The following is a 23,536-nucleotide window of genomic DNA, read 5'->3' as shown; positions in this document are numbered from 1 at the left end:
GAATGAACATTTTAATTGTTGAGGACGATCTGGTTGTTGCAAAACATCTTCAATATCTTCTTAATGGCTTCGGTTATGAGGCGAATGACGTTGCAACAGACTACAATTCGGCCGTCGAGCTGCTGAATACCAAAGTTTTTCATCTTGCGGTTCTCGATATCAGTATCAATGGTTACCAAACCGGGATCGATCTTGCGCATTACATCCGGGAAAATTTTAAAATCCCGTTTCTGTTCCTTTCAAGTCATGAAGACATTGCGATTGTAAACGCCGCTTTGCAGGCTTCCCCGCACGCATTTCTTCAAAAGCCCTGTCAAAAAATCACTGTTTACACGGCGGTAAAGCTGGCTTTGAAAAACTATCGCCTTGCGGCCTTGGCAGGTGAATCCAACGAGGAAGAAAAGCAGGATTCTACGGTCATTAAGGATGCGCTTTTCATCAAGGAGAAGCACATGTTTACCAAAATCCTGCTTGCAGACATCCTCTATATCCGCAGTGACGACAATTATCTCGAATTGCACACCAAGAAAAAGAAATATACGATCCGGGAAACATTGAAAAACATGCTGCAGCAATTGCCGGCAAATTACTTCTTCAGGGTTCATAAGTCGTTTATTATCAATCTCAATGCCATTACATCCATCAATTACATTCATGTAATGATCAATGACATCGAGATCCCGATCACGAACGATAACAGGAACGAGCTGCTGAGCCGCGTGAAGACATTCTCATGATTTCCGACTTTCACCCCGGAAAATGACTGCTTCACCCCATTATTTTGCCTGCAAGCTCACTACGAATTATTATTACACCACGTAAGAACCCTCTTCTATTTTAACTATTAGTAGTTACCAGCAGCCTGAACTTCAACCTTTAATAAAAAAATTTTGAAGTTCAGGCATCCAATTGATTTACAAAAACGTAAATGGTGTAAACTGAGATTTTTCTGCATAGCATCGACCATGATGCGCCGACATAACCTAAACTAAATCATTACCATTAGTTTTTTTTATTTTAATATCGTTGAGAATAATTAGACATCCCCGGGAATACATTCCCTGGGATGTTTTGTTTTAATCTTATTTTAATGCGTGGAATAATATTTTAGGAGGATTTTTCAAAAGTCCTATTCCTAATTTTTAACTCCGCTTTTCAATATGCTTATCCAGGCAGTACGACACACTTTGGACGAAATCGATCATTTTCTCAGTCAAGTTTCCGCCGATCAGTACAATTATCCTTGCCCCCAACTCAGCGGTTCTACGATCGGGCAGCATACCAGGCACATTATTGAGCTGTTTGAATGCCTGATCAATCAATACAACGAGGGCACGATCAATTACGACAACCGTTGCCGGAACCCGCTCACCGAAACTTTGCCGGATTACGCCAGGGAATGTGTAGAAAAAGTCAGGAAGTCGATTAATAAGCCGGATAAGCAGCTTATGTTAGCGCAACGGATCGCGGGTGAGCACATTACACTTCAATCCAATTACCATCGGGAGTTGCTTTATAATCTCGAACATTGCATTCATCACCAGGCACTAATTAAAGTCGCTACCGTTGGCATGCGCGATTTGCAGGTTCACGAGAATTTTGGTGTAGCACCTTCCACTATTGAATTCAAAAAGCAATGTGCACAGTAACATACATTTGGGCGAATGGCCGGGCAATCATTACGTCCAACCGCGACGAACACGTGAACCGTCCTGCTTCCCTATCGCCGCAGTCCTATATAGTTCACGGTAAGCGGCTCACTTTCCCGAAAGATCCGCAAGCAGGCGGGACCTGGTTTGTCACGGACGAGGCTGCCAATGTGGGCGTTTTGCTCAATGGCGCAGCAATGCGGCACATTTCAAGAGGCAGTTATGTAAAAAGCCGGGGGCTGGTTTTGCTCGATATCATTGCCGGATCTTCGCCGATCGACACATGGCATACTTATAATCTGACGGGTATAGAGCCATTTACCATCATCTTGATGCAACAGGGAAAGCTGTATCAGCTTCGCTGGGATTTTATACAAAAAGAGACCAGTGTACTCGATGCGACTGACAACCATATCTGGTCATCCTCAACACTTTATTCCAAAGAAATACAAGAAGAAAGGAAAGAATGGCTGGCCGCTTTCGTGGCCGGTAAGGAGGACATTGATGCCGAGGACATGAAGCATTTTCATATGTACGCGGGCAATGGAAATGAAGAAAACGGATTGATCATCAACAAAAACGATATCATGAAAACGTTCAGCATAACGCAAACGGTCATTGAACAAAATAAAGCGGCGCTCTTTCATTACGATCTGCTGGAAGAAGCGTCATTTCCAACCCATTTGTAATTATTTAACCGTTCTTTTTTGAAAAAATTTGCACTCCTGCTTCATAAATTAACGCATTGGGAATACTGGCCATTCGGCATCGTTTACATTCCGATGCACTTCGTCTGGTTTTATTACTCCTTCAGGGCTAGGTCTTTCTTTTTCTTCAATGCATCAAATCCGACCATCAAGAATGGTGGTTTTCTAATGGAATCGAAAAAGGAAATTTATGATATCCTTCCCGCGCAGTATTATCCAAAAACCATGCTGGTAAGGCTTGGTGATATTTTTGAAACGGTTGCAGAAGAATGTGTCCGGGTCGGGTTACATTATCCGCTGATCGCTAAACCGGATATCGGAATGCGCGGAATGGCTGTGCAAAAGTTGGAAACGGATGCAGATCTTGCAATGTATTTCAAAAAGGCTGACTTTAACTTTCTGATCCAGGAGTTTGTAGACTTGCCCAACGAAGTAGGGATTTTCTACGTCCGCGAGCCGGATCAAAGCCAGGGAAAAATTACCGGGATAGTTGCCAAAGAATATCTCATCGTGACTGGTGACGGAAAATCGAGTTTAAGAAATCTCGTTGAAAGCAATCCGCGTTACCATATACAATTGGGTGCGCTTTCCAGAATGTATGGTGAAAAATTGCTCGACGTTCCGGCACGCGGTGAACTGGTTAATCTGGTCCCTTATGGAAACCATGCGCGGGGTTCCAGGTTTATCAATGCAACGCATCTCGCAACAGACCGGCTCACCGAAACCATCAACAAGCTCTGCACCCAGGTGCCGCACTTCTATTATGGGAGGCTGGATATCAAATATAACACATGGGAAGAACTTGAAAATGGACAAAACATTTCCATCATTGAGCTCAATGGCGCAGGCAGCGAACCCACGCACATTTACGATCCCGGACAATCCATTTTCGTAGCCTGGAAAGAAATTAGCAGACATTTCGGAATGCTTTTCAGGATCAGCATGCAGAACTACAAAAAAGGATTTCCTTTTCTGACGTTTCAGGAAGGTCTGGAAATGTTCAGGCAAAACAGCCTGCACGTGCGGAAATTAGAGAACTTTTGAAATAATGAGAAGTCTGAAAAATCTGGGCGTCGGATTCCTGGTCAGCTTAGTAGGCTCATTACCAATGGGCTATATCAACATTGTAGCACTTAAAGTGTTTGATACGCAAGGCTTACCTGCGCTGATCTCCTTTTTGCTGGGCGTGGTGACTATTGAGTTTTTCCTCATCCTGCTAACGCTTAAAGGCGCGCAATGGCTGCTTAATCATGAAAAAATCGTCAAAGCGGCGGAATTGCTTTCCATCATATTCATTGTGCTGATCGCACTATCCTTTTATACTGAGCCAGCGAATGCTTCCACGGGCGACAACATTTCAAGCCATTTCCTGGTTGCCTATCCCCCGCTGGTGCTTGGGCTTTTTCTCAATGCGATCAATTTTGTTCAGGTTCCATTCTGGACTGGCTGGAATGTATATCTGATCAACGCAGCACTGATCAATGTAAAAGGCAGACGAAAGTATGCTTACGTAACCGGCACATCAGTCGGAACTTTCAGCGGCATCCTGGTTTTTGTGTTATTTTTCCAACAGCTTTTTCAAAAAGCCTCGGGGTTCAGTTCGCAGCTGGCTTACCACTTTTTTCCGGCCATAATGCTGCTATTGGCTGCTTTTCAGGCATTTAAGTTTTATAAAAAACATTACCAAACTCAGGGATAGATCAGATATTTCTTGCGCATATCCTTGTAATTTCCCAGTCCGGGCTCCCAGCTTTTGCGAATCTCTTCCTCAGAAACACCAGCAATAATCTGCTTTTTTAAATTTTCAGTGCCGGCCAATTTGTCGAAGTTACCCATTTGCTTGCTTTGGCTCATGTCAAAAAACCTGGCTTTGTCAGGATAGGCTTTGTACATATCCATGATCCATGCGAGATTCAGTTTTCCTGCTTTTTCGAGTTTAGCAATGTCGTATTTCCGCAGATCCAGTCCATAGCACTCCTGATTAATGTGCAATGGCGATTCGCTCATTCCTTTGATGCTTTTCGGCTTAAAAACGAAATCGTATTTTCCTTTCAGTAACGGTGCGCCTAAAATGGTAAAGGGCATGTAAGTCCCGCGTCCCTGACTGATAATGGTGCCTTCAAACATGCAGATATGCGGGTAAAGCATTACAGACTGCTGTGTGTTCAAGTTTGGCGACGGCATGATCGGCAATGTATATGGCGTTTGGTGGTCATAGTTAGCCACTTTAATGATCTTCAATTTGCATTGCATTTTGTTCGGCAGCCAGCCTTCGCCATTGATCATCTGCGCAAATTCGGCGATGGTCAAGCCATGCGAAACGGGAATTTTATACATCCCGATGCCCGAACGCAAATGATCTTCCAGGATCGGACCGTCCACCAGAAAACCGTTCGGATTAGGGCGGTCCAGGATGAGCATTTCCTTGTTTGTCTCGGCGCACGCCTCCATCACATGTCCTAATGTGTTGATATACGTATAAAAACGAGCCCCAACGTCCTGAATGTCAAAGATCATCAGGTCTATACCGGCCATTTGTTCCTTACTAGGCTTCTTTTGCTTGCCATAGAGCGAAATCGCAGGGATGCCCGTTTTAGGATCCACGCTGTCGCTCACTTTATCGCCGTTGCTGGCCGTTCCCCGAAAACCATGTTCCGGACCGAATATCATCACCACATTGACACCCAATGCCACCAGGCTGTCCACAATCGGCGTTTTCCCAATGATGGAAGTCTGGTTGACCAATATCCCGATCTTTTTCCCTTTCAGATAATCCAGATATTCCGAAACCTGATCCGCACCTGTAACCGGTGCTTTGGCAGGTGCAACCGTGTTCTTACCAACATTTAAAGAATCACCTTCCGTTATGGCAGGCGTCTTTTGTGAGGAAGAGTTAACGCAGTTGCTAAACAAGCAGATGCATAGTGTGAGGCATAGTAAGGTGGAAATTGATTTCATTGGATTCAGGATTAATTTTTAAAATAAGCGCATTTGTCCCGCCCGCATAAATTGCGTCGTATCGAGGCCTGGCAATACGCTGTCCTTGAAATATTTACGGCAGGCATGCGCGTGAAGCTGCCTGATATTTTCTGCAAAGTTACCTTCGCCTACCATTCTCCGACCAAATTGAGAGTCATTCAGATTGCCTCCGTGACATTCCGAGATCTGGTTCAAGACTTTCGCCGCGCGGTCAGGAAAGTGGTGATGGATCCATTCGTCAAACAAAGTGGAAATGGTACCATTCAGCCTCACAATCGTATAATTGGCCCATAATGCGCCGTTTTCAGCGGCCGCCTGCACAATTGCAGGAATTTCGTGATCATTTAATCCCGGAATGATCGGCGCCGTCATTACGCCCATCGGCACACCCGCTTCGTGCAGGGCCTTCACAACCTGTAACCTGCGTTTTCCCGTCACAGTCCTCGGTTCCAATGCGCCGCGCAGGTCTTCATTTAATGATGTGATGGAAATTGCGCCGTGTACCAGGTTCAGCTTTGCCAGCTTTTCCAACACGTCCAAATCCCTTAGTACCAAAGCATTTTTGGTCAAAACACTCACCGGATTGCGATATTTGAGGCAGATTTCCAGCATTTGCCTGGTTAAGCGATATTTTTTCTCGCCAGGCTGGTAACAATCCGTGTTTCCTGAAAAATGAATGACCTTAGGCTCCCAATTTTTCGAATTGAAAAGCTTTTCAAGCAACTGAGGGGCGTTTTTCTTGACAATGATCTTCGTTTCGAAATCCAGCCCGGCAGAATAGCCCCAGTATTCGTGGGAGTTGCGCGCGTAGCAATAAATACACCCGTGTTCGCAGCCCCGATAAGGATTAATGGAATGAAAATGACCCAGATCCGGGCTATCCGTAACGCTGAGCAATGTTTTGGAATGCTCTTCGATAAACTGCGTTTTCGGGTTCAGCGCCGGTTCTTCCCACTGCTGCCAATCCTCCGACGTGTATTCTATTTCATGCTTAAAAAATTTGTTGTGGGTGTTAATAGCAGCCCCCCGGCCCCTAGCCCTGTTGTCCATTTGTTGATGATGATGAAGTGTAATTTTGAATGATTGACCGGGTCACTCATCGCCCGGCGACCCGGTCAATCATTATTTTATATATCTGAAATCCTCGTTGCCTTTTAGCGACAGCAATACGTCGTACATGAGTTGGATTACATTCTGAACGTCCTCTTTGTGAACCATTTCCACGGTGGTGTGCATGTATTTCAGCGGAAGTGATATCAACGCCGAGGCGATGCCTTCGGTTGAGTAGGCAAATGAATCCGTATCGGTTCCTGTCGAACGACTTACTGCCTGGCGCTGGAACAGGATCTTTTTCTCGTCGGCAATGCGGATCAGCATATCGCGCACATTGTTCTGCACAGCAGGTCCGTAGCAGATTACCGGCCCGCCGCCGCTTTTTAGATCGCCCTGCTCCTTCTTATTGTACATGGGCGACTGCGTGTCGTGCGTTACATCTGTAACGATGGCCAGATTGGGCTTCAAACGGCGCGCGATCATTTCCGCTCCGCGTAATCCGATCTCTTCCTGCACGGCATTCACCACATATAATGTAAAGGGCAATCGAACATTATTCTCATGCAGCATCCGCGCCACTTCGGCTATCATGAAACCGCCCATTCTGTTGTCCAGTGCGCGTCCCAGGTAATATTTGTCATTCAATTCATCCAGCCCGTCTGCAAACGTGGCAACCGTTCCCACGTGAATACCCATTTCGAAAACTTCGTCCTTTTTGGAGGCGCCCACGTCGATGAATAATTCATGCACTTTGGGAACGGCATCTTTGGCGACGTCCCTGACGTGGATCGCAGGCCAGCCAAAAACGCCTTTTACAACGCCTTTTGCCGTGTGCAAATTCACGCGCATGGAAGGTGCAATGATCGCATCCGAGCCTCCGTTGCGGCGCACATGAATGTAACCGTCATCTGTAATGTAGTTTACAAACCACGAAATCTCATCGGAATGTGCTTCGATTACAACTTTGTAGTCCTGGCCTCCGCCGATCACGCCCACAGCCGTTCCGTAGACGTCCACAATGGTGTCTTCAATGTAAGGCTTGATGTAATCCAGCCATATCTGCTGACCGCTTGCTTCGAAGCCGGTCGGCGATGCATTGTTCAGGTATTTATAAAGAAACTCTCTGCTTTGGTCTGACATATTTATCAAAATTACTTACTAAAAAATGCTGTTAAACAACGCCTTAATCAGCGCTTAATGTTGTTTCAAATAGCCCCAGAAAGCCCATAACCGTCTTTTTTTAAGATAATCCAGATCGGCCTGATGCTGATATGCCTCCCGCTCGAAAGAAATGTGGAGATAGGCGAGATAATGTTTTTTGTACTGGATCAGGCGGACTAAATATTCGGCAAAATACCAAATATAAAAGACAATCAAACCCAATTCAAGCTGTTGCCGCAAATGGATTTGCTCGTGGTTGATCAGGAAGCGGCTACATGGTTTTCTTTTAACCAAAATGAATGGAAACAACGCCATACCCTCCACCCAAAGGAAAGAAACATTCAATAAAAACCCTTTGAATTTCATAGCGGTGACTGGGATCCAAACCAATTTAAAACAAAAATGTTGGATTGCGAATGATCCAACATTCTCCAATCCAACATCCTATTTATGTCTTATGAAATTACTCGCTGAACCTGCTGATATCCAGGACTTCAAATTCCATCAATCCCGCAGGAACCTTAATTTCCGTTGTATCTCCTACTTTTTTACCCAGCAAACCTTTCCCGATCGGCGATCCCACGGAGATCTTGCCTGTTTTCAGGTCCGCCTCTTCTTCTGAAACCAAAGTATATGTCACTTCCATTCCATTTTTCCGGTTTTTGATCTTCACTTTGGAAAGCACCGCAACCTGCGAAGTGTCAATCGATGATTCATCGATCACCCGCGCATTGGACATGATCTCTTCAAGCTTGGCAATTTTCATTTCATGCATTCCCTGCGCATCCTTCGCCGCGTCATATTCTGCATTCTCGCTCAAATCGCCCTTATCCCGCGCTTCTGCAATCTGTTTTGCAATCTCCGTGCGGCCTTTTGTTTTCATATCATTCAGCTCATTCCTCAGCTTATTTAATCCTTCTTCCGTATAGTATGAAATTTTAGCCATGACCTTAAATTGGTTTACAATCCTTTAAATTTTTGAAAGTTTGAATAAAAAAAAAGAACGGCTCTAAGACCGCTCTACAAGAGTTACAACACTCGTAGTAGAAGGCTAGAAAACCTTATCTTTTCGGTTCGTATATGATTTCGTCTGTATCATAATTTTCTGTTAAGAACGACAAAAATAACAATATTTGTAAATGGTATCACCATTTTTTATCCAAAAGCGGTAACAAACTATGTCAACCCCGTTAAGAATAATTTTCATGGGAACGCCCGAATTTGCGGTCCCGAGTTTAAAAAGTCTGGTCGAAAGCAATTCTAATGTTGTGGCTGTCATAACTGTTCCCGACAAGCCCGCAGGCCGCGGACAGAAGCAAACCGCATCGCCTGTTAAGCTATACGCAGAAGCACAGGGCATTCCCGTTTTACAACCCGAAAAATTGAAAAATCCTGAGTTTCTAGAAGAGCTCAGATCCTATAAAGCAGACTTGCAGGTCGTGGTCGCATTTCGCATGCTGCCCGAAGTCGTTTGGAGCATGCCACCGAAAGGAACATTCAATTTACACAGTTCACTCCTCCCGCAATATCGCGGCGCGGCGCCCATTAACTGGGCCGTCATCAACGGGGAAACCGAAACCGGCGTCACGACATTCTTTATTGAAAAAGACATTGACACCGGAAAGGTTATTTTCCAGGATAAGGAACCCATCCACCGGGAAGATGACGCGGGCTCTTTATATGAACGATTGATGGAAAAAGGCGCGAGACTAGTTGTAAAGACTGTAAGAGCGATCGAGGCAGGCAATTATCCGCAGGAACCGCAGGAAGAGCCCGCCGAAATCCGCACCGCCCCCAAAATTTTCCGGGAAACCTGCGAAATCGACTGGCAAAAACCCGCATCAGAAATCCATAACTTCATTCGCGGCCTTTCTCCCTACCCCGCCGCCTGGACAACCCTTAACGGACTGTCGTGCAAAATCTTCAAATCGAGCATCGTCGAGTTTGAAGCCAGCGACACCCCAGGCCAGTTCCGGACAGACAGCAAATCCTATCTCTACTTCAAAACCAGCGACGGCTGGCTATCCATCGATGTTTTGCAACTGGAAGGTAAGAAACGGATGGAGATCGGGGATTTTTTGCGGGGGAATAGGCTGTGACCAAAATCTAACATTACATAATGCAAATTTCAATCATTGTTGCCGTATCGGAAAACGGCGTTATCGGAAAGGATAATGAACTTCTCTGGCGCTTGCCGGACGATTTGAAACGGTTCAAGCAGCTCACGCTGGGGCATCCGATGATCATGGGACGGAAGACATTTGAATCCATCGGCAAACCTTTGCCCGGGCGGACTTCTATTGTGATCACGAGCCAGAAGGATTTTAATGCGGAAGGCATTCTCGTTGCGCATTCGCTGGATGAGGCGCTGGATGTTGCCAGGAGCCTGGAAGGATCGGAAGCATTTGTGATCGGTGGGGGCGAAATTTATAAGCAGTCGCTGCCGCTTGCAGACCGGCTATATGTAACGGAAGTCAAAACAATTATCGATGGAGACACTTACTTTGAAATCACCGATCCCGGCTCGTGGAAAGAAACGGAGCGGATTGTGCGTGAGGCAGATGAGCGGCATAAATGGAAATTTGAATTTGTAAATTACATTAAACAAAAATTTTAATAAGTACCTTTGGGGCATAACCCACAGTGATTATCAGCGCAATGCAAGTTTTAGAAGAAAAAACAGCACTATCACCTATTATTGAGGTGCTTTCCGAGACATTTGAAATTCCTCAGCTCAAAAAAAAGCGGCGTGTTCACGTTCTGCTTCCCCACGATTACTACGAAAACCAGGAGCAGCGTTATCCGGTCCTATATATGACGGATGCGCAGAATCTTTTTGGTGAAGGCTCGCCTTACGGCAACTGGGAAATCGATAAAAGCCTGGCTGAACTGGCCAGGGAAAATAAAGCAGGCGTAATTATCGTGGCGATTGACCATGGGGATGAAGAACGCATCAATGAATTTTCTCCTTACGACAACCCACGCCTGGGAAAAGGACTTGGCTCTTTATTTCTACGCTTTGTTGCTGAAACGCTTAAACCGCACGTAGATGCCCATTACCGCACCAAGCCCGAGCGCTTGAACACGGGCATGGGTGGAAGTTCGGTGGGCGGGTTGCTCAGCATTTATGCGGCGCTGATGTTCCCACACGTTTTCGGACGCCTGATGATCTTTTCGCCGTCGCTCTGGATTTCGCAGAAGGTTTATTTTGACGCTATTCACTTTTTCGAGCCGTTTGAAACACGGATTTACTTATACGCTGGTGGCAAGGAAGGCGCTAATATGTTACCCAACTTTGAAAAATTACATAAGACGCTTGAAAACCAAGGCTTTGGTTATAAGCGTGTAAAAATTAAAAGTTCGGTCGATCCCGAGGGAGAGCATGAGGAAAAACAATGGAGCAAAGAATTTCCTACGGCTTTGAGATGGCTGTTTTTTGAAGAATAAAATCCTTGATCACATTGATTTTGATCGCATTAATACAGAAAAGGGAGAGCGGCGCATTGGCCAGCTCTCCCTTTTTCATTTGTCAATAAGCTATTATAAGATATATTGGCTCAGGTCCCTGTTCTTCACCAGGGCAGAAAGCTTTTCTGAAACCAGTTCCGCTGTCACAACAATGTGTGAATCGGCGCCGATAACGTCCGGAATGTCGAACATGAAATCATTGAGTAACAAGCTCATTACGGTTTGCAAACGACGCGCGCCAATGTTTTCAACCTCGCTGTTCACTTCAAAAGCGATCCTCGCGATCTCTTTCAATGCGCTATCCTCAAACTCCAATTCAACGCCCTCTGACTCCATCATGGCCACATACTGTTTAGTAAGGGCGTTTTTCGGGGTTTTCAGGATTTGGTAAAAATCGGCCTCAGTAAGGCTGTTCAGTTCCACGCGGATGGGGAAACGTCCTTGTAATTCAGGGATAAGGTCCGAAGGCTTTGCAACGTGGAATGCACCGGCTGCAACGAAAAGAATGTGGTCCGTGTTGATCACGCCGTGTTTCGTATTTACGGCACTTCCTTCTACGATCGGAAGCAAGTCGCGCTGAACGCCTTCGCGGCTTACATCCGGGCCGCCGCCTCCGCCCGATCTGCTGGATGCTACTTTATCAATTTCATCTATAAAAATGATCCCCAGGTTCTCCGCTTTCTTGATCGCCTCCATTTTCACCTCGTCCATATCGATCAGCTTGGAAGCTTCTTCATCCAAAAGGATTTTTCTGGCTTCTTCGACGGTCACTTTGCGTTTTTTGCCTCGACGCGGCATCATGTTACCGATCATTTCCTGAATGTTCATCATCGAAACATCGTCCATTGCGCCGCCGATCATGCCTACATTAGGTGCCTGGTTTTGCTGCACTTCAATGTCTATCTTCCGGCTGTCGAGCTCGCCGTTGCGGATCTTTTCACGGAAACGTTCCCTGGTCCGCTGGTTAAGCTCAGCATCGTTCTCAGGCATTACTTCGGACGTGTTGTTGTCCGGTTGGATTTTAACTGAACTCGAACCATGAACGGGCGGGATCAGGGCATCAAGGATAATGTCCTCCACAGCCTGCTCGGCTTTGAGCTTTACTTCTTCTTTTTTCTGCGTCCGCACCATGCCCACAGCCTGCTCCACCAGGTCACGGACCATGCTTTCCACGTCCCGGCCTACGTAACCTACTTCGGTAAATTTGGATGCTTCCACTTTCACAAATGGCGCATCTGCGATTTTGGCAAGGCGGCGTGCGATCTCTGTTTTGCCCACACCCGTAGCGCCGATCATTAATATATTGTTGGGAATAATTTCCTTTTGTATATCCTCGGGACTATTCATTCGCCTCCAACGGTTCCTCAATGCGATCGCAACATTGCGCTTCGCGTCATTTTGTCCGATGATGTATTGGTCAAGCTCGAAAACGATCTGACGCGGGGTTAGGCGATTTAAGTGTTCAGTCATGTGATTTAATATCGATAGGTATTATTATTGGTTTTACTCAAAAATGGCCATGTTTTCCGAAAAAAGAGGCCATGCTTTTCAAGATTGCTGAAAAGAACTATGCCGGTACAAAATGTCATGCTGGCGTGTTTCGGGAAATCTTTTGCGCGTTTACATTTTGTACATAGCCTTCCATTACCTTTGTTTTCTCTTCAAGTTTCTGTAAAAAGATTTGTTTATAATATGAAAAAAATCCTGCAAGCCCTTTACATTCTGGTTGCAAGCACTCCTCTCCTTTTCGCGCAGACTCCGGCTGATAACAATCCCGTGGACCTGGTGAACCCGCTGATGGGAACGCAGTCCAAATTCAGCCTTTCATCCGGTAACACCTATCCTGCCATAGCCCTGCCCTGGGGAATGAATTTCTGGATGCCGCAAACGGGCAAAATGGGCGATGGTTGGGCGTATATGTATGACGCTGAGAAAATCCGCGGTTTCAAACAAACCCACCAGCCAAGTCCCTGGATCAATGATTACGGCCAGTTTTCGATCATGCCTGTCACGGGAAAGCTGAAAATTGACGAGGAAAGCCGCGCAAGCTGGTTTTCACACAAGGCCGAAGTGGCAAAGCCCCATTACTACAAGGTTTACCTGGCCGATCACGACGTAACGACGGAGATCGCGCCTACGGAAAGAGCGGCGCAATTCCGTTTTACGTTTCCACAAGCCGACAGCTCATTTGTGCTGATCGATGCATTTGACAGGGGTTCTTACATTAAAATCATCCCTGCTGAACGCAAGATCATTGGTTACACCACCAAAAACAGCGGAGGCGTGCCGGCTAACTTCAAAAACTATTTCGTGGTCGTTTTTGACAAAGCATTTACATTCTCCTCGGCATTTCATGGAAAGACATTGGCCAAAGACACTTTGGAACTGAAAGCGGGCCACGTGGGTGCGGTTGTTGGTTTCAAAACAAAAAAAGGCGAACAAGTTGGACTGAAGGTAGCTTCTTCGTTCATCAGTCCGGAGCAGGCAGAGCTTAATTTGCAGCGCGAGATTGCGGGTGACAACTTTGAGGCCACCAAAGAAAAAGGGCGCAAGGCGTGGAACGCGGAGCTGTCGCGTATACAGGTGGAGGGTGATAACAAGGACCAGATCCGCACATTCTATTCGTGCCTTTATCGGGTGCTTTTGTTCCCAAGGAAGTTTTATGAATTTGATAAAGCCAACAAGATCGTACATTACAGCCCGTACAGCGGCGAGGTGAAGCCAGGTTATATGTTTACGGATAACGGCTTCTGGGATACATTCCGGGCGGTTTTCCCATTCTTCACATTAATGTACCCAACGCTTAATGCGCACATTATGGAAGGTTTGGCCAACGCTTATGACGAAAGCGGTTACCTGCCCGAGTGGGCCAGCCCTGGCCACCGCGATTGTATGATCGGTTCCAATTCTGCATCCTTGATCGCAGATTCCTACATTAAGGGAATCCGCGGTTATGACATTAATAAGCTGTACGAAGCCGTAATCAAAAACACCGAGAATGCAGGCCCGGTGAGTTCAGTAGGCCGTTTTGGTCATGAATATTATAACGAACTCGGTTATGTGCCTTACGACGTAAAAGTGAATGAGAACGTAGCGCGTACGCTGGAATATGCCTATGCAGATTTTTGTATAGCCCAATTGGGAACAGCTTTGAAAAAGCCTCAGAAAGAAGTTGATCTATTTCTGAAAAGAAGCCAGAATTACCGCAATGTATTTGATCCTGAAACGAAATGGATGCGCGGAAAGATGAAGGATGGACAATTTCAAAAGCCATTTAACCCGTTCAAATGGGGCGATGCATTCACCGAAGGGAACAGCATTCACTACACCTGGTCTGTTTTTCAGGATGTTAAGGGCTTAATTGGTTTGGTTGGCGGCAGAGAAGCTTTTGTTCAGAAACTGGATACGGTTTTTACATTGCCCCCTATTTTTGACGATAGTTATTACGGATTCCCCATTCACGAAATCCGCGAAATGCAGATCATGAACATGGGTAATTACGCGCATGGAAACCAGCCGATCCAGCATATGATTTACCTTTACAACTATGCAGGAGCACCTTATAAGGCTCAATATTGGCTGCGCCAGGTTATGAACAAGCTTTATCAGGCAGCGCCGGACGGTTACTGCGGGGATGAAGACAATGGCCAGACTTCGGCCTGGTATGTGTTCTCTTCGCTGGGCTTTTATCCGGTAACACCCGGAACAACGCAGTATGTGATCGGCTCGCCGCTTTTCAAAAAAGCCACATTAACGATGGAAGACGGTAAGAAATTCATAGTCCAAGCTCCGGCTTCGAATGATGCCAATATGTACATTCAGGGCGCTTCGCTGAATGGTAAAACATATGGCAAGACCTTCCTGGAACATGCCGACATTCAAAAAGGCGGAACGGTTCAGTTCAATATGGGCGCTCAGCCTTCCAAAACCTGGGGTGTAGCTGCGGATGCAGCGCCATTTTCGCTGACCAAATAGAAGTTATTGCTTTATAATCTGGTTACGCACCAGGACAATTTCCAATTATTCCACTTTTTAGGTCTGGCAAACCGGGAAGTGGAATAATTATTTGACACAAACCAAAAAACTAAATCAATTAAAAATGCAATACAGGAAACTAGGAAACTCTGACCTGGAAGTTTCGGTGATCACTTTTGGTGCATGGGCAGCCGGCGGCTGGATGTGGGGCGGAACCGAGCGAAGCGAAGCTGTAAAGGCCATCCAGGCTTCATACCATGCCGGGGTTACCTCCATAGATACGGCGCCTGTTTACGGGCAGGGATTAAGTGAAGAAATTGTTGGTGAAGCGATCAAAGATTTGCCCAGGGAAAAGATTCAGATCTTGACCAAATACGGGATGCGCTGGGACCTTACGAAAGGTGATTTTGCCATGCATAGCAAAAACAATGCAGGTGAGGACATTGACATTTATAAATATGCAGCCAAAGACAGCATTATTAAGGAATGTGAAGACAGCCTGAAACGCCTCGGAACGGATTACATTGACCTTTATCAAATCCACTGGCACGATAAGACCACGCCGATCGAGGAAACTATGGAGGCTGTTTCTCAGCTTATCCAGCAAGGCAAAGTGCGGCATGCGGGCGTTTGTAATTATGACGCAGCACTCATGCGCGAAGCGGCGCAATACATTGATCTCGTTTCGGACCAGGTTCCTTACAGCATGGTGAAGCGGGAAATTGAGAAAGAATTGGTGCCTTACTGCATTGAAAACAACAAATCCATATTGGCTTACAGTCCTTTGGAACGCGGATTACTGACTGGAAAAATGAAGCCGGGCCACAAATTCGCTGCGGACGATCACCGGGCTTCCATTCATTTTTATAAAGATGAAAACCTGGAACGCGTCAATGCATTCCTGGATAAGATCAAGCCCATTGCCGAAACAAAAAACGCAACACTTGGCCAGCTTGTGCTGCGATGGACGGTAGAACAGCCGGGCATCAGCATTGCGCTCGTTGGTGCGCGGGATGCCACTCAGGCATTGCAGAATGCGGCTGCGATCGACATTTTGCTGAGTGCGGAAGAGATCAATACGATCACCGCAGAATTGGATAAACTCCATTTAGTTAAATAAGGAGGGAAGGCCGCAAGGCCTTTCTTTTCGCTATCTTTGACATGTTCACCACGAATCAAAATCAGGCATATTTATCCAACATTATGAACAAAAACATTCCTTTCCTTAAAAAATATCTTCCCGTCGCATTGGGAGGTTTACTGCTTACCGCCTCCATCGGATTAATGAGTAACAGCGGTCTTGAACCCGGCAAACTTTCGGAAGCTAACCTGAAAGTCGACACGGTTGCATCAGGACTTACCATGCCATGGGCTTCTGCCTTGTTGCCAAACGGTGATATGCTGGTTACTGAGCGCGGCGGAAAATTGCGGCTGGTAACAGGCGGAAAGCTTGATCCCCAGGAAATCACAGGCGTTCCCGAAGTCTTTTACAAAGGACAAGGCGGCTTGCTGGACGTTGCATTGCATCCCGACTACAAAACCAATGGCTGGATTTACATCAGCTATTCTTCCCCAAAAGCAGCGGGTGAAGATGGTGAAGATGGCGGCGCGAACACCGCCTTGATGCGTGCAAAATTGAAAGACCATGCATTAACCGACATCCAGCCATTATTCAAGGCCATCCCGAATGTGAAGGGAAGCCCGCACTATGGCGGACGCATTGTATTTGATAAAAAAGGTTACGTTTTCCTTTCCCTGGGCGAGCGCGGACAAAAACAAAATGCGCAGGATCTTGGAAAAGATCAGGGCAAAGTGATCCGCTTGCATGAAGACGGCAAAATTCCCACCGACAATCCCTTCGTAAAAACAGCTGGTGCAAGACCCGAGATCTGGACTTATGGCCACCGCAACCCGCAAGGAATGGTTATTCACCCGGCTACGGGCGTGATTTGGGAGCATGAACACGGTCCGCAGGGAGGCGACGAGCTTAATATCATTGAAAAAGGCAAAAATTACGGCTGGCCGCTGATCACTTTTGGGATCGATTATGATAACAGCATTATTTCAAAAGACACTGCACGCGCAGGTCTGGAACAGCCGGTTGTTTACTGGAAACCGTCCATAGCGCCCTGTGGAATGACATTCGTTACGAGCGATAAATTCAAGGATTGGAATGGCGATCTGCTGGTTGGCTCCCTCAAATTCATGTATCTGCAACATTTGGTAGTTAAAGGAAATAAAGTGATCAGCCGCGAAATTATTTTTGATAAAATAGGTCGTGTGCGGGATGTGCGCCAGGCATGGGACGGCAATATTTACGTGGTGCTTGAAAATTCAGGCAAAGTTGTCCGCATCAGCCCAAAATCATAATGAAGAGTGTTTTCGCATTACTAACGGTCGCGGTTTTCTGCTCGGCCATGTTGCCGCAGGACGATGAGCTTGCCAAAAGCATTGAGCGGGGTAAAATGGTGTATTCCGAAAACTGCATAAGCTGCCACATGGGCACCGGCGAAGGCGTAACGGCCACGTTTCCGCCCTTGGCAAAATCGGATTATCTGATGAAAACGCCGGAACTGGCGATCAAAGCGATCAAATATGGGCTGATCGGTAAGATTAAGGTGAATGATGTGGACTATGATAACATGATGCCGAACCCGGGTTTGGGCAATGACGAAATTGCCGATGTTACGAACTACATTATGAACACCTGGGGAAACTCGTCCGAAAAGAAAATGATAACGGAGAAAATGGTTGACGAAATCAAAGAGAAGAAATAAGTTAACCAAAAGCTTGATATAGAACAGGATCGCCATAAACGATCCTGTTTTTTTCTTTTTATATAAAACCGAATGCCTGCAACATAGCCACCAACTTCACTATTTGAAATAAATCTAAATAAACGCTTGGTTCGAAAAAATTGCCGAACGATATTTGCCAGCCAAAATATTATTTAGACCAATTTTAAATACAATGCAAAGATTTTACGCTTTTATCCTGTTTATGCTTTGTGCAACTGCTGCATTCGCACAAAACGGCAGAATTACAGGCCAGATACTCAGCTCCGACGGCCAACCTGCGGAACAGGTTTCGGTCGGCATTAAGGGAAGTTCCAAAGGCTCTGTTTCCGATGCAGAAGGAAAATTTGTGATCGAAAGAGTGAAACCAGGCAATTACACCCTGCTGGTAAGCTTCGTAGGACTGGAAACGCAGGAAAAATCGGTGGAAGTGGTTGCCGGCGAAACGGTGAATGTTGCTTTCACACTTTCGGAAAGTGCTAACCAATTGTCGGAAGTGATTGTAAAAGGTGGAAACCCTTACAAATCTGATCAGGTTTCTTCGAGCCTGAAATTGCTTACTCCTATTTTGGAAACACCTCAAAATGTACAGGTTGTAACCTCCAAAGTTTTGGCCGATCAGCAGATCATCAGCATGAGCGACGGTTTGATCCGGAATGTAAGCGGCGCTACCCGCCTGGAACACTGGGGCGATCTGTACGCCAACATTACCATGCGCGGCTCGCAGATCCAGGCTTTTCGTAATGGGTTTAATGTTGTCAGCTCATTCTGGGGACCGCTTACCGAGGATATGAGCTTTGTGGACCACATTGAATTTGTAAAAGGCCCTGCTGGATTTATGCTGGCAAATGGTGATCCTAGCGGCCTCTATAATGTGGTTACCAAAAAACCAACGGGTGAAACAAAAGGTGAAGTGTCGCTGACGATGGGCAGCTTTGACTTTTACCGCGCAACATTGGACCTGGACGGAAAACTGGATAAAAGCGGAAAACTGCTTTACCGCCTGAACCTGGCCGGACAGAACAAAAATTCGCACCGCCCTTACGAATACAACAACCGTTACAGCATCGCGCCGGTCATTTCCTACCAGATCGATGATAAGACGAAACTGACGGCGGAATACACCATGCAGTATGCAAAAATGTCGGATGTTGGTTCCTATTACGCGTTTACGACAGACGGTTACGCGACATTGCCAAGAAATTTCACGGCTATGCCTCCGGGACTGGATCCCACGAAAATTAAAGATCAAAGCCTTTTTGTAAACCTGCAACACCAGATTAACAGCGACTGGAAGCTGACAGCGCAAGTCGGTTATTTCAACTATAATCAAAAAGGGTCCAGCATGTGGCCGGATTCCATCAGCGAGGATGCTCGAATGGTAAGGAGCGTGGGGATATGGGATGCAAAAAGTGAAATGACACTTGCACAAACGTTTATTAATGGTTCGGTAACGACCGGCGGCGTGCAGCACCGCATATTGGGCGGGATCGACATCGGGACAAAAAACTATTTTGCAGACTGGTCGCAGACGCACGGGCTGGATACACTAGGCGCGCTGTTTGACCCAAAAAATCCATATTATTCAACGCCCAACAATGGTTACCCGGTGTGGGACCGCTCGCTGAACCTGGAAGCAAGAGCTGTAAACGGTGGTGGAACCATGGACCAGAAATACACTGGAATCTACTTGCAGGATGAACTTGGTTTCATTGATAACAAGATCAGGCTGACATTGGCCGGGCGTTACACGCACGTGAGCCAGTCGTCGTGGGGCGGTGCGCCGGATAAAGCCAGCCATTTCACGCCGAGAGTTGGATTAAGTATTTCAATTGATAAAAACACTTCGGTGTATGCGTTATATGATGAAGCATTTTTACCGCAATCCGGAAGGATCAGAGGTGGCGGCAATGCAAAACCCATTACCGGAAGCAACCGTGAGCTTGGGGTGAAAAGAGATTGGGCGGAGGGACGCTGGAACACAACGGTCTCGGTTTACCGGATTGTCAAAAGCAATGAGCTGACACCAGATCCATTCAGCCCGAACAATTCAGGAATTAGTGTTGTATTTGGTCAAAAGCGTGCGCAGGGCGTAGAATTTGACCTTCGCGGATCCATTGTCAAAGGACTTAATCTGACAGCAAACTACGCCTATACCAATTCGGAAGTATCGAAAGTGAACGAGGGCGTCCAGACATTTACTGTTGGCGACGTGATCCCGGGGTTTGCCAAGCACACGGCAAACGGCTGGCTTAGCTACACATTACAGCAAGGCGCAGCTAAAGGGCTCGGCGTGTCCGGTGGTTTTACGTATCTGGCCGACCGCGCTACGGCTACATGGAGCCTCACGAATGACAAACAGAACCTGCCGAATTACTTCAAGCTGGACGGTGGACTTTTCTGGGAGAAAGACAAAATCAGACTGACATTGAACGTCTTCAATGTGCTTGATAAATATCTTTACAGCGGAAGTTTCGAGAGTTATATCAACGCTTACTACACACAGTCAGAAGCGCCAAGGAACTATCGTTTGGGGCTAGCTTATAAGTTCTGAGAACATTTATTCAACATATTTTCCGGGCATTCAGCGATCATATGCTGAATGCCCTTTTGTTTTCAGACGGCATGCGCCAGCATTAACCTTGCCCCTTTTTTAAATTTATCACTCAGCGCTTCATAAGTTTGATGCACTTTCCCATTTGGATCAAACTCCTGCCCGACAGTTGTAAATGCCTTCATATCGGCATAATGTTCGAAGATGCCAAGCGCTTTAAGCCCCATCATTGCAGCACCCACCGCACCGGTTTCGACTGTTTCATTCAATTTTACTTCCTTTCCAAAAATATCCGAAAGCATTTGCACCCAGATCGGGCTGCGCGCAAAACCGCCGTTGGCGTAGATCACATTAACCTTTTGCATTTCCATCAGGATTTTGCCAATTCCGAAGAGATTGAGTAGAATGCCTTCCATAACCGCCTTGGCGAAATGTGACCGCGTGTGCTGAATATCGAGTCCGGTGAACCCGCCGCGCACGGTAGAACTCCAAAGCGGCGCGCGCTCGCCCAGCAGATAAGGGTAGAAAAGCAGTCCGTTAGCGCCTGCATCTATTTTCGAAGCTTCTTCAAAAACCGTATCAAATTCCTCTTTTGGGAAAAATGTATTCATTAACCATTCAAAAATGACAGCCCCATTATTGGAAGGACCTCCAATAATGAATGTATGCTCATCCAGGACATAGCAGAAAGTCTGCATCTGGGGATCTGAGTAGGGTTTATCAAAACAAATTCTTACCGCTGCGCTAGTGCCGATAGTAACGGCCATAGAGCCCGTCTGAACCGCTCCGCTGCCCAGGTTGGCCAGGCAGCCATCGCTGGCACCCATGATCAGCGCTGTTCCTCCGGGTAAACCGGCATCGTTTTTCGCGGGCGTTTCTTCAATGTGATACGGAGAAACTGCAGTGGATAATTTCTCAGCCGTCAAACCCAGCTTTTTGAGTGTGTAAGCATCCCATTGTAATTCCCGGATATTGAACATTCCCGTGGCAGAAGCGACCGAATAGTCAATGACAAACTTGCCCGTCAACCGATAAATAATGTATTCTTTAATGCCGACAAAACGGTTTGCCTTTTTATAGATTTGCGGCTCATGCTTTTTGAGCCAGAGTAACTTACACACCGGCGCCATGGCGTGAACAGGCGTTCCGTTGTTGTAATAGATTTTTTTTCCGACCCTGGAAGTGCGTAGTTTGAGCGCAATGTCGGAGCTGCGGTTATCGGCCCAAATGATGAGTTGCGTAAGCTGCTTTCCGTCCTTATCCAATGCCAGCACACCATGCATGGCTGCACTAAAACTGATGCCCAGCAATTTGTGCCGCCCCGCGCAAGCTTTCACAACGGTTTTGATGGTTTTGCAGGCCGCATCATAAATTTCATCCGGGTTCTGCTCACTCCAGTCCGGGTGCGGATGGTACATTTCATAACTTTCACTGTGTGAGGCCAGAATGTTGCCTTTCACGGAATCGAAAGCGACGCATTTTACATTTGTTGTACCAATATCACAACCTATGATGTAGGGCATTTTGTTAAATTTAGAAGGCACTGACGGGCTAAAACCCAGTCAGGCAGCCCGATTATTTAATTAAAACAAATCAAAAAATCTGAAATCTTGCCAACAACTTGGCACGGATTTGTTATTTTCGCAGAAATAAACGCATTAAGATTTTTATACATCCGACCATGTCCGATACAACACATAACGAATCCAGTTCACTTTCCAGCGGAGTTTACGTTGCAGCATTTATCATTCTGTTCCTGGTGCTGGCTGTACTTGCTGATCTGTTTACCTTTATTTTGGGAACAATCGGACTTGTTATAACATTCGCAGCTTTTTACAGAGATAACAGCCACCACGGCGACGATCACCACTGATATTTCTGAGCTGATCAATCGCTGATCAAGCTGATTAATCGTTTCAAAAAACGTTTTAACGAACGGCCATTTCGGGCATGGATTGTAGTATTTTCCATTCCAACTGGCCGTTTGTCATGTCCGAAGTCCAGGATTCTTCGAACACACATTGATCCTCCAAGTCGCGATAGTCTGCGGTAACGACGTTGCCTTTCAGCAGCAATCGGACAAAGCCATTGTAACCGATCTGATGTCTTTTTATCACTTTCCGCACCCTGCGGTCATAATAACCTATTTTTTCGAGGTCTTTTCCAACAGGCATCGCCGTTTCAACGGGTAAGCCACCGTGACCAATGCAACGCCCGTAAGCCTCGGGACCTTTTCCGTTGGTACCAACGTTGTACACAACCAGCCTGTGATCATGTCCCCAGAACCAGACAACTGGGCGCACAACATCGCCCATCAGCTCACGAATCTGCTCGCCAGGCTTTGCATAATCTTCCCTGAATGATGATATGTACGGATGGTGGCTAAGGAAGACGATCCCGCGTTTGTCCGCAGGATTACCCAGTTGCACCACATCCCTGAGCCACGCCACCTGTTCATCTTTCAAATGACAATCGGGCGGCGAAAGGATCTCTACAAACGGCCTGCCGACGGAAGTATAACCCGTATCAATCCCTATGATTCGCCAATGTTCGTTTTGAAGACAAAAGAACCCGGCTTGTTGCGATTTTTTCACATCGCCTTCCTGAATGTACATAGCAGGCAGCAGGTGCTGGAAAAAGGCATTTCCATTGGAATACATTTCATGATTGCCCGATAAAGCCAAACTTCCCGACGCCCCATAATACCAGGAAGCATGCGGAGCGGTAAAATTATCTTCAATCTCTTTTGGCGCACCTACGAAGTAAATATCGCCCATATGTATGGTATAATCAGGCGCATAGCGGGCAACCAAATGCGCGACTGCATCTGACTCCGCCGTATCGCTGGCCCAATCGGACAGCAATGCAATGCTTATTTCATCTCTCGAAGGAATGGAAGAATTTAACTTGTAAACGCCCGTATCACCATTCCTCGGATAAGCCTGGTAAGGATGCCGCGGCCCGAAACGACTTTTCAGATAATGCCAGGCAAAGCCTAGCAGGTTGGTTTTGAAGAAGTTAGAAACAACATTGGTTGCACTGGATGTATCCTTAACGTGCTTTTCGTAAAGTTCAAGTTGGGTTTTTGCATGATTTTCGGCTTCGCTGTGACCAAGGTCCAGATACTTTTTGGTTCGGTCTTCTGCTGACTCGGGCATATGTAATTCGATATTCGGATGTTAACCGGTAAATAAA

22 protein-coding genes are annotated in these 23,536 nt (G+C 46.4%); 14 read left to right on the top strand and 8 right to left on the bottom strand.

The annotated features are described in order from the left end of the window. The first annotated feature begins 2 nt into the window (after window positions 1-2). The 5 genes from LZG74_RS05315 (at window position 3) to LZG74_RS05295 (ending at window position 4,055) form a co-directional block, all read left to right on the top strand. On the top strand, window positions 3-737 hold the full coding sequence (locus LZG74_RS05315) for a LytTR family DNA-binding domain-containing protein (protein WP_233795557.1): 735 nt from the start codon (window positions 3-5) through the stop codon (window positions 735-737). Between the two features lie 423 nt (window positions 738-1,160). After that, window positions 1,161-1,649, top strand: coding sequence for a DinB family protein (locus LZG74_RS05310; RefSeq protein WP_233795556.1), 489 nt, complete (start codon window positions 1,161-1,163; stop codon window positions 1,647-1,649). Then, the gene (locus LZG74_RS05305; protein WP_233795555.1) at window positions 1,637-2,338 is read left to right on the top strand and encodes an NRDE family protein; all 702 of its coding nucleotides are present in this window, start codon (window positions 1,637-1,639) and stop codon (window positions 2,336-2,338) included. Before LZG74_RS05310 ends, LZG74_RS05305 begins: the two co-directional genes overlap by 13 nt. Before the next feature lie 18 nt (window positions 2,339-2,356). After that, complete coding sequence (locus LZG74_RS05300) at window positions 2,357-3,400, top strand: hypothetical protein (protein ID WP_233795554.1); 1,044 nt, start codon at window positions 2,357-2,359, stop codon at window positions 3,398-3,400. Between the two features lie 4 nt (window positions 3,401-3,404). Continuing rightward, a complete protein-coding gene (locus LZG74_RS05295; protein ID WP_233795553.1) occupies window positions 3,405-4,055 on the top strand; it encodes a hypothetical protein in 651 nt (216 codons plus the stop codon). On the opposite strand, the gene LZG74_RS05290 is transcribed toward LZG74_RS05295, so the two are convergent. From LZG74_RS05290 to greA, 5 genes are all read right to left on the bottom strand, one after another. Then, the gene (locus tag LZG74_RS05290) at window positions 4,046-5,314 is read right to left on the bottom strand and encodes an exo-beta-N-acetylmuramidase NamZ domain-containing protein (protein WP_233795552.1); all 1,269 of its coding nucleotides are present in this window, start codon (window positions 5,312-5,314) and stop codon (window positions 4,046-4,048) included. The genes LZG74_RS05295 and LZG74_RS05290 overlap by 10 nt on opposite strands. Before the next feature lie 18 nt (window positions 5,315-5,332). Beyond that, window positions 5,333-6,385: a PA0069 family radical SAM protein gene (locus LZG74_RS05285; protein WP_233795551.1), complete on the bottom strand. Its 1,053-nt coding sequence runs from the start codon at window positions 6,383-6,385 to the stop codon at window positions 5,333-5,335. A 72-nt stretch (window positions 6,386-6,457) separates the two neighbouring features. Beyond that, window positions 6,458-7,528, bottom strand: coding sequence for a M20/M25/M40 family metallo-hydrolase (locus LZG74_RS05280; protein ID WP_233795550.1), 1,071 nt, complete (start codon window positions 7,526-7,528; stop codon window positions 6,458-6,460). Window positions 7,529-7,582: 54 nt separating this feature from the next. Further along, a complete protein-coding gene (locus LZG74_RS05275; protein WP_233795549.1) occupies window positions 7,583-7,915 on the bottom strand; it encodes a hypothetical protein in 333 nt (110 codons plus the stop codon). Window positions 7,916-8,012: 97 nt separating this feature from the next. Further along, window positions 8,013-8,495, bottom strand: a complete 483-nt coding sequence (gene greA, locus LZG74_RS05270; RefSeq protein WP_026630790.1) for a transcription elongation factor GreA — start codon at window positions 8,493-8,495, stop codon at window positions 8,013-8,015. A 232-nt stretch (window positions 8,496-8,727) separates the two neighbouring features. Between greA and fmt the strand changes: the two genes are divergently transcribed. From fmt to LZG74_RS05255, 3 genes are read left to right on the top strand one after another with little or no spacing between them, the layout of a single operon-like run. Beyond that, on the top strand, window positions 8,728-9,648 hold the full coding sequence (gene fmt / locus LZG74_RS05265) for a methionyl-tRNA formyltransferase (RefSeq protein ID WP_255698961.1): 921 nt from the start codon (window positions 8,728-8,730) through the stop codon (window positions 9,646-9,648). A gap of 20 nt (window positions 9,649-9,668) precedes the next feature. After that, a complete protein-coding gene (locus LZG74_RS05260) occupies window positions 9,669-10,166 on the top strand; it encodes a dihydrofolate reductase (protein WP_233795547.1) in 498 nt (165 codons plus the stop codon). A 41-nt stretch (window positions 10,167-10,207) separates the two neighbouring features. After that, entirely contained in the window at window positions 10,208-10,996 is a 789-nt protein-coding gene (locus LZG74_RS05255; protein WP_084439634.1) for an alpha/beta hydrolase, read from the top strand. 93 nt (window positions 10,997-11,089) lie between these two features. Here the strand turns inward: LZG74_RS05255 and hslU are convergent, their stop codons facing one another. Next, window positions 11,090-12,487 carry an ATP-dependent protease ATPase subunit HslU gene (hslU, locus tag LZG74_RS05250; RefSeq protein WP_233795546.1) on the bottom strand — a complete coding sequence of 466 codons (1,398 nt, stop codon included), beginning with the start codon at window positions 12,485-12,487 and terminating at the stop codon, window positions 11,090-11,092. Between the two features lie 222 nt (window positions 12,488-12,709). Between hslU and LZG74_RS05245 the strand changes: the two genes are divergently transcribed. The 5 genes from LZG74_RS05245 to LZG74_RS05225 all read left to right on the top strand — a co-directional run bounded on the left by LZG74_RS05245 (window position 12,710) and on the right by LZG74_RS05225 (window position 20,341). Further along, a complete protein-coding gene (locus tag LZG74_RS05245) occupies window positions 12,710-14,992 on the top strand; it encodes a GH92 family glycosyl hydrolase (RefSeq protein ID WP_233795545.1) in 2,283 nt (760 codons plus the stop codon). Window positions 14,993-15,116: 124 nt separating this feature from the next. Then, window positions 15,117-16,112 (top strand): aldo/keto reductase, encoded by a 996-nt coding sequence (locus LZG74_RS05240; RefSeq protein ID WP_233795544.1) that lies wholly within the window; start codon window positions 15,117-15,119, stop codon window positions 16,110-16,112. A gap of 83 nt (window positions 16,113-16,195) precedes the next feature. Beyond that, window positions 16,196-17,362, top strand: a complete 1,167-nt coding sequence (locus LZG74_RS05235; RefSeq protein ID WP_233795543.1) for a PQQ-dependent sugar dehydrogenase — start codon at window positions 16,196-16,198, stop codon at window positions 17,360-17,362. Beyond that, the gene (locus LZG74_RS05230) at window positions 17,362-17,769 is read left to right on the top strand and encodes a cytochrome c (RefSeq protein ID WP_233795542.1); all 408 of its coding nucleotides are present in this window, start codon (window positions 17,362-17,364) and stop codon (window positions 17,767-17,769) included. Before LZG74_RS05235 ends, LZG74_RS05230 begins: the two co-directional genes overlap by 1 nt. Before the next feature lie 193 nt (window positions 17,770-17,962). After that, the gene (locus tag LZG74_RS05225) at window positions 17,963-20,341 is read left to right on the top strand and encodes a TonB-dependent siderophore receptor (RefSeq protein ID WP_233795541.1); all 2,379 of its coding nucleotides are present in this window, start codon (window positions 17,963-17,965) and stop codon (window positions 20,339-20,341) included. Between the two features lie 62 nt (window positions 20,342-20,403). Here the strand turns inward: LZG74_RS05225 and LZG74_RS05220 are convergent, their stop codons facing one another. Beyond that, complete coding sequence (locus tag LZG74_RS05220) at window positions 20,404-21,864, bottom strand: gluconokinase (protein ID WP_233795540.1); 1,461 nt, start codon at window positions 21,862-21,864, stop codon at window positions 20,404-20,406. Window positions 21,865-22,022: 158 nt separating this feature from the next. On the opposite strand from LZG74_RS05220, the gene LZG74_RS05215 reads away from it, so the two are divergent. Next, complete coding sequence (locus LZG74_RS05215; RefSeq protein ID WP_233795539.1) at window positions 22,023-22,214, top strand: hypothetical protein; 192 nt, start codon at window positions 22,023-22,025, stop codon at window positions 22,212-22,214. A gap of 55 nt (window positions 22,215-22,269) precedes the next feature. Here the strand turns inward: LZG74_RS05215 and LZG74_RS05210 are convergent, their stop codons facing one another. Beyond that, a complete protein-coding gene (locus tag LZG74_RS05210) occupies window positions 22,270-23,499 on the bottom strand; it encodes a metallophosphoesterase (protein ID WP_233795538.1) in 1,230 nt (409 codons plus the stop codon). Between the last annotated feature and the right edge of the window lie 37 nt (window positions 23,500-23,536).

The sequence above is a fragment of the Dyadobacter sp. CY327 genome, from assembly GCF_021390415.1.
Lineage (GTDB): Bacteria > Bacteroidota > Bacteroidia > Cytophagales > Spirosomataceae > Dyadobacter > Dyadobacter chenhuakuii.
This window is presented reverse-complemented; position numbering and strand designations above follow the sequence as displayed.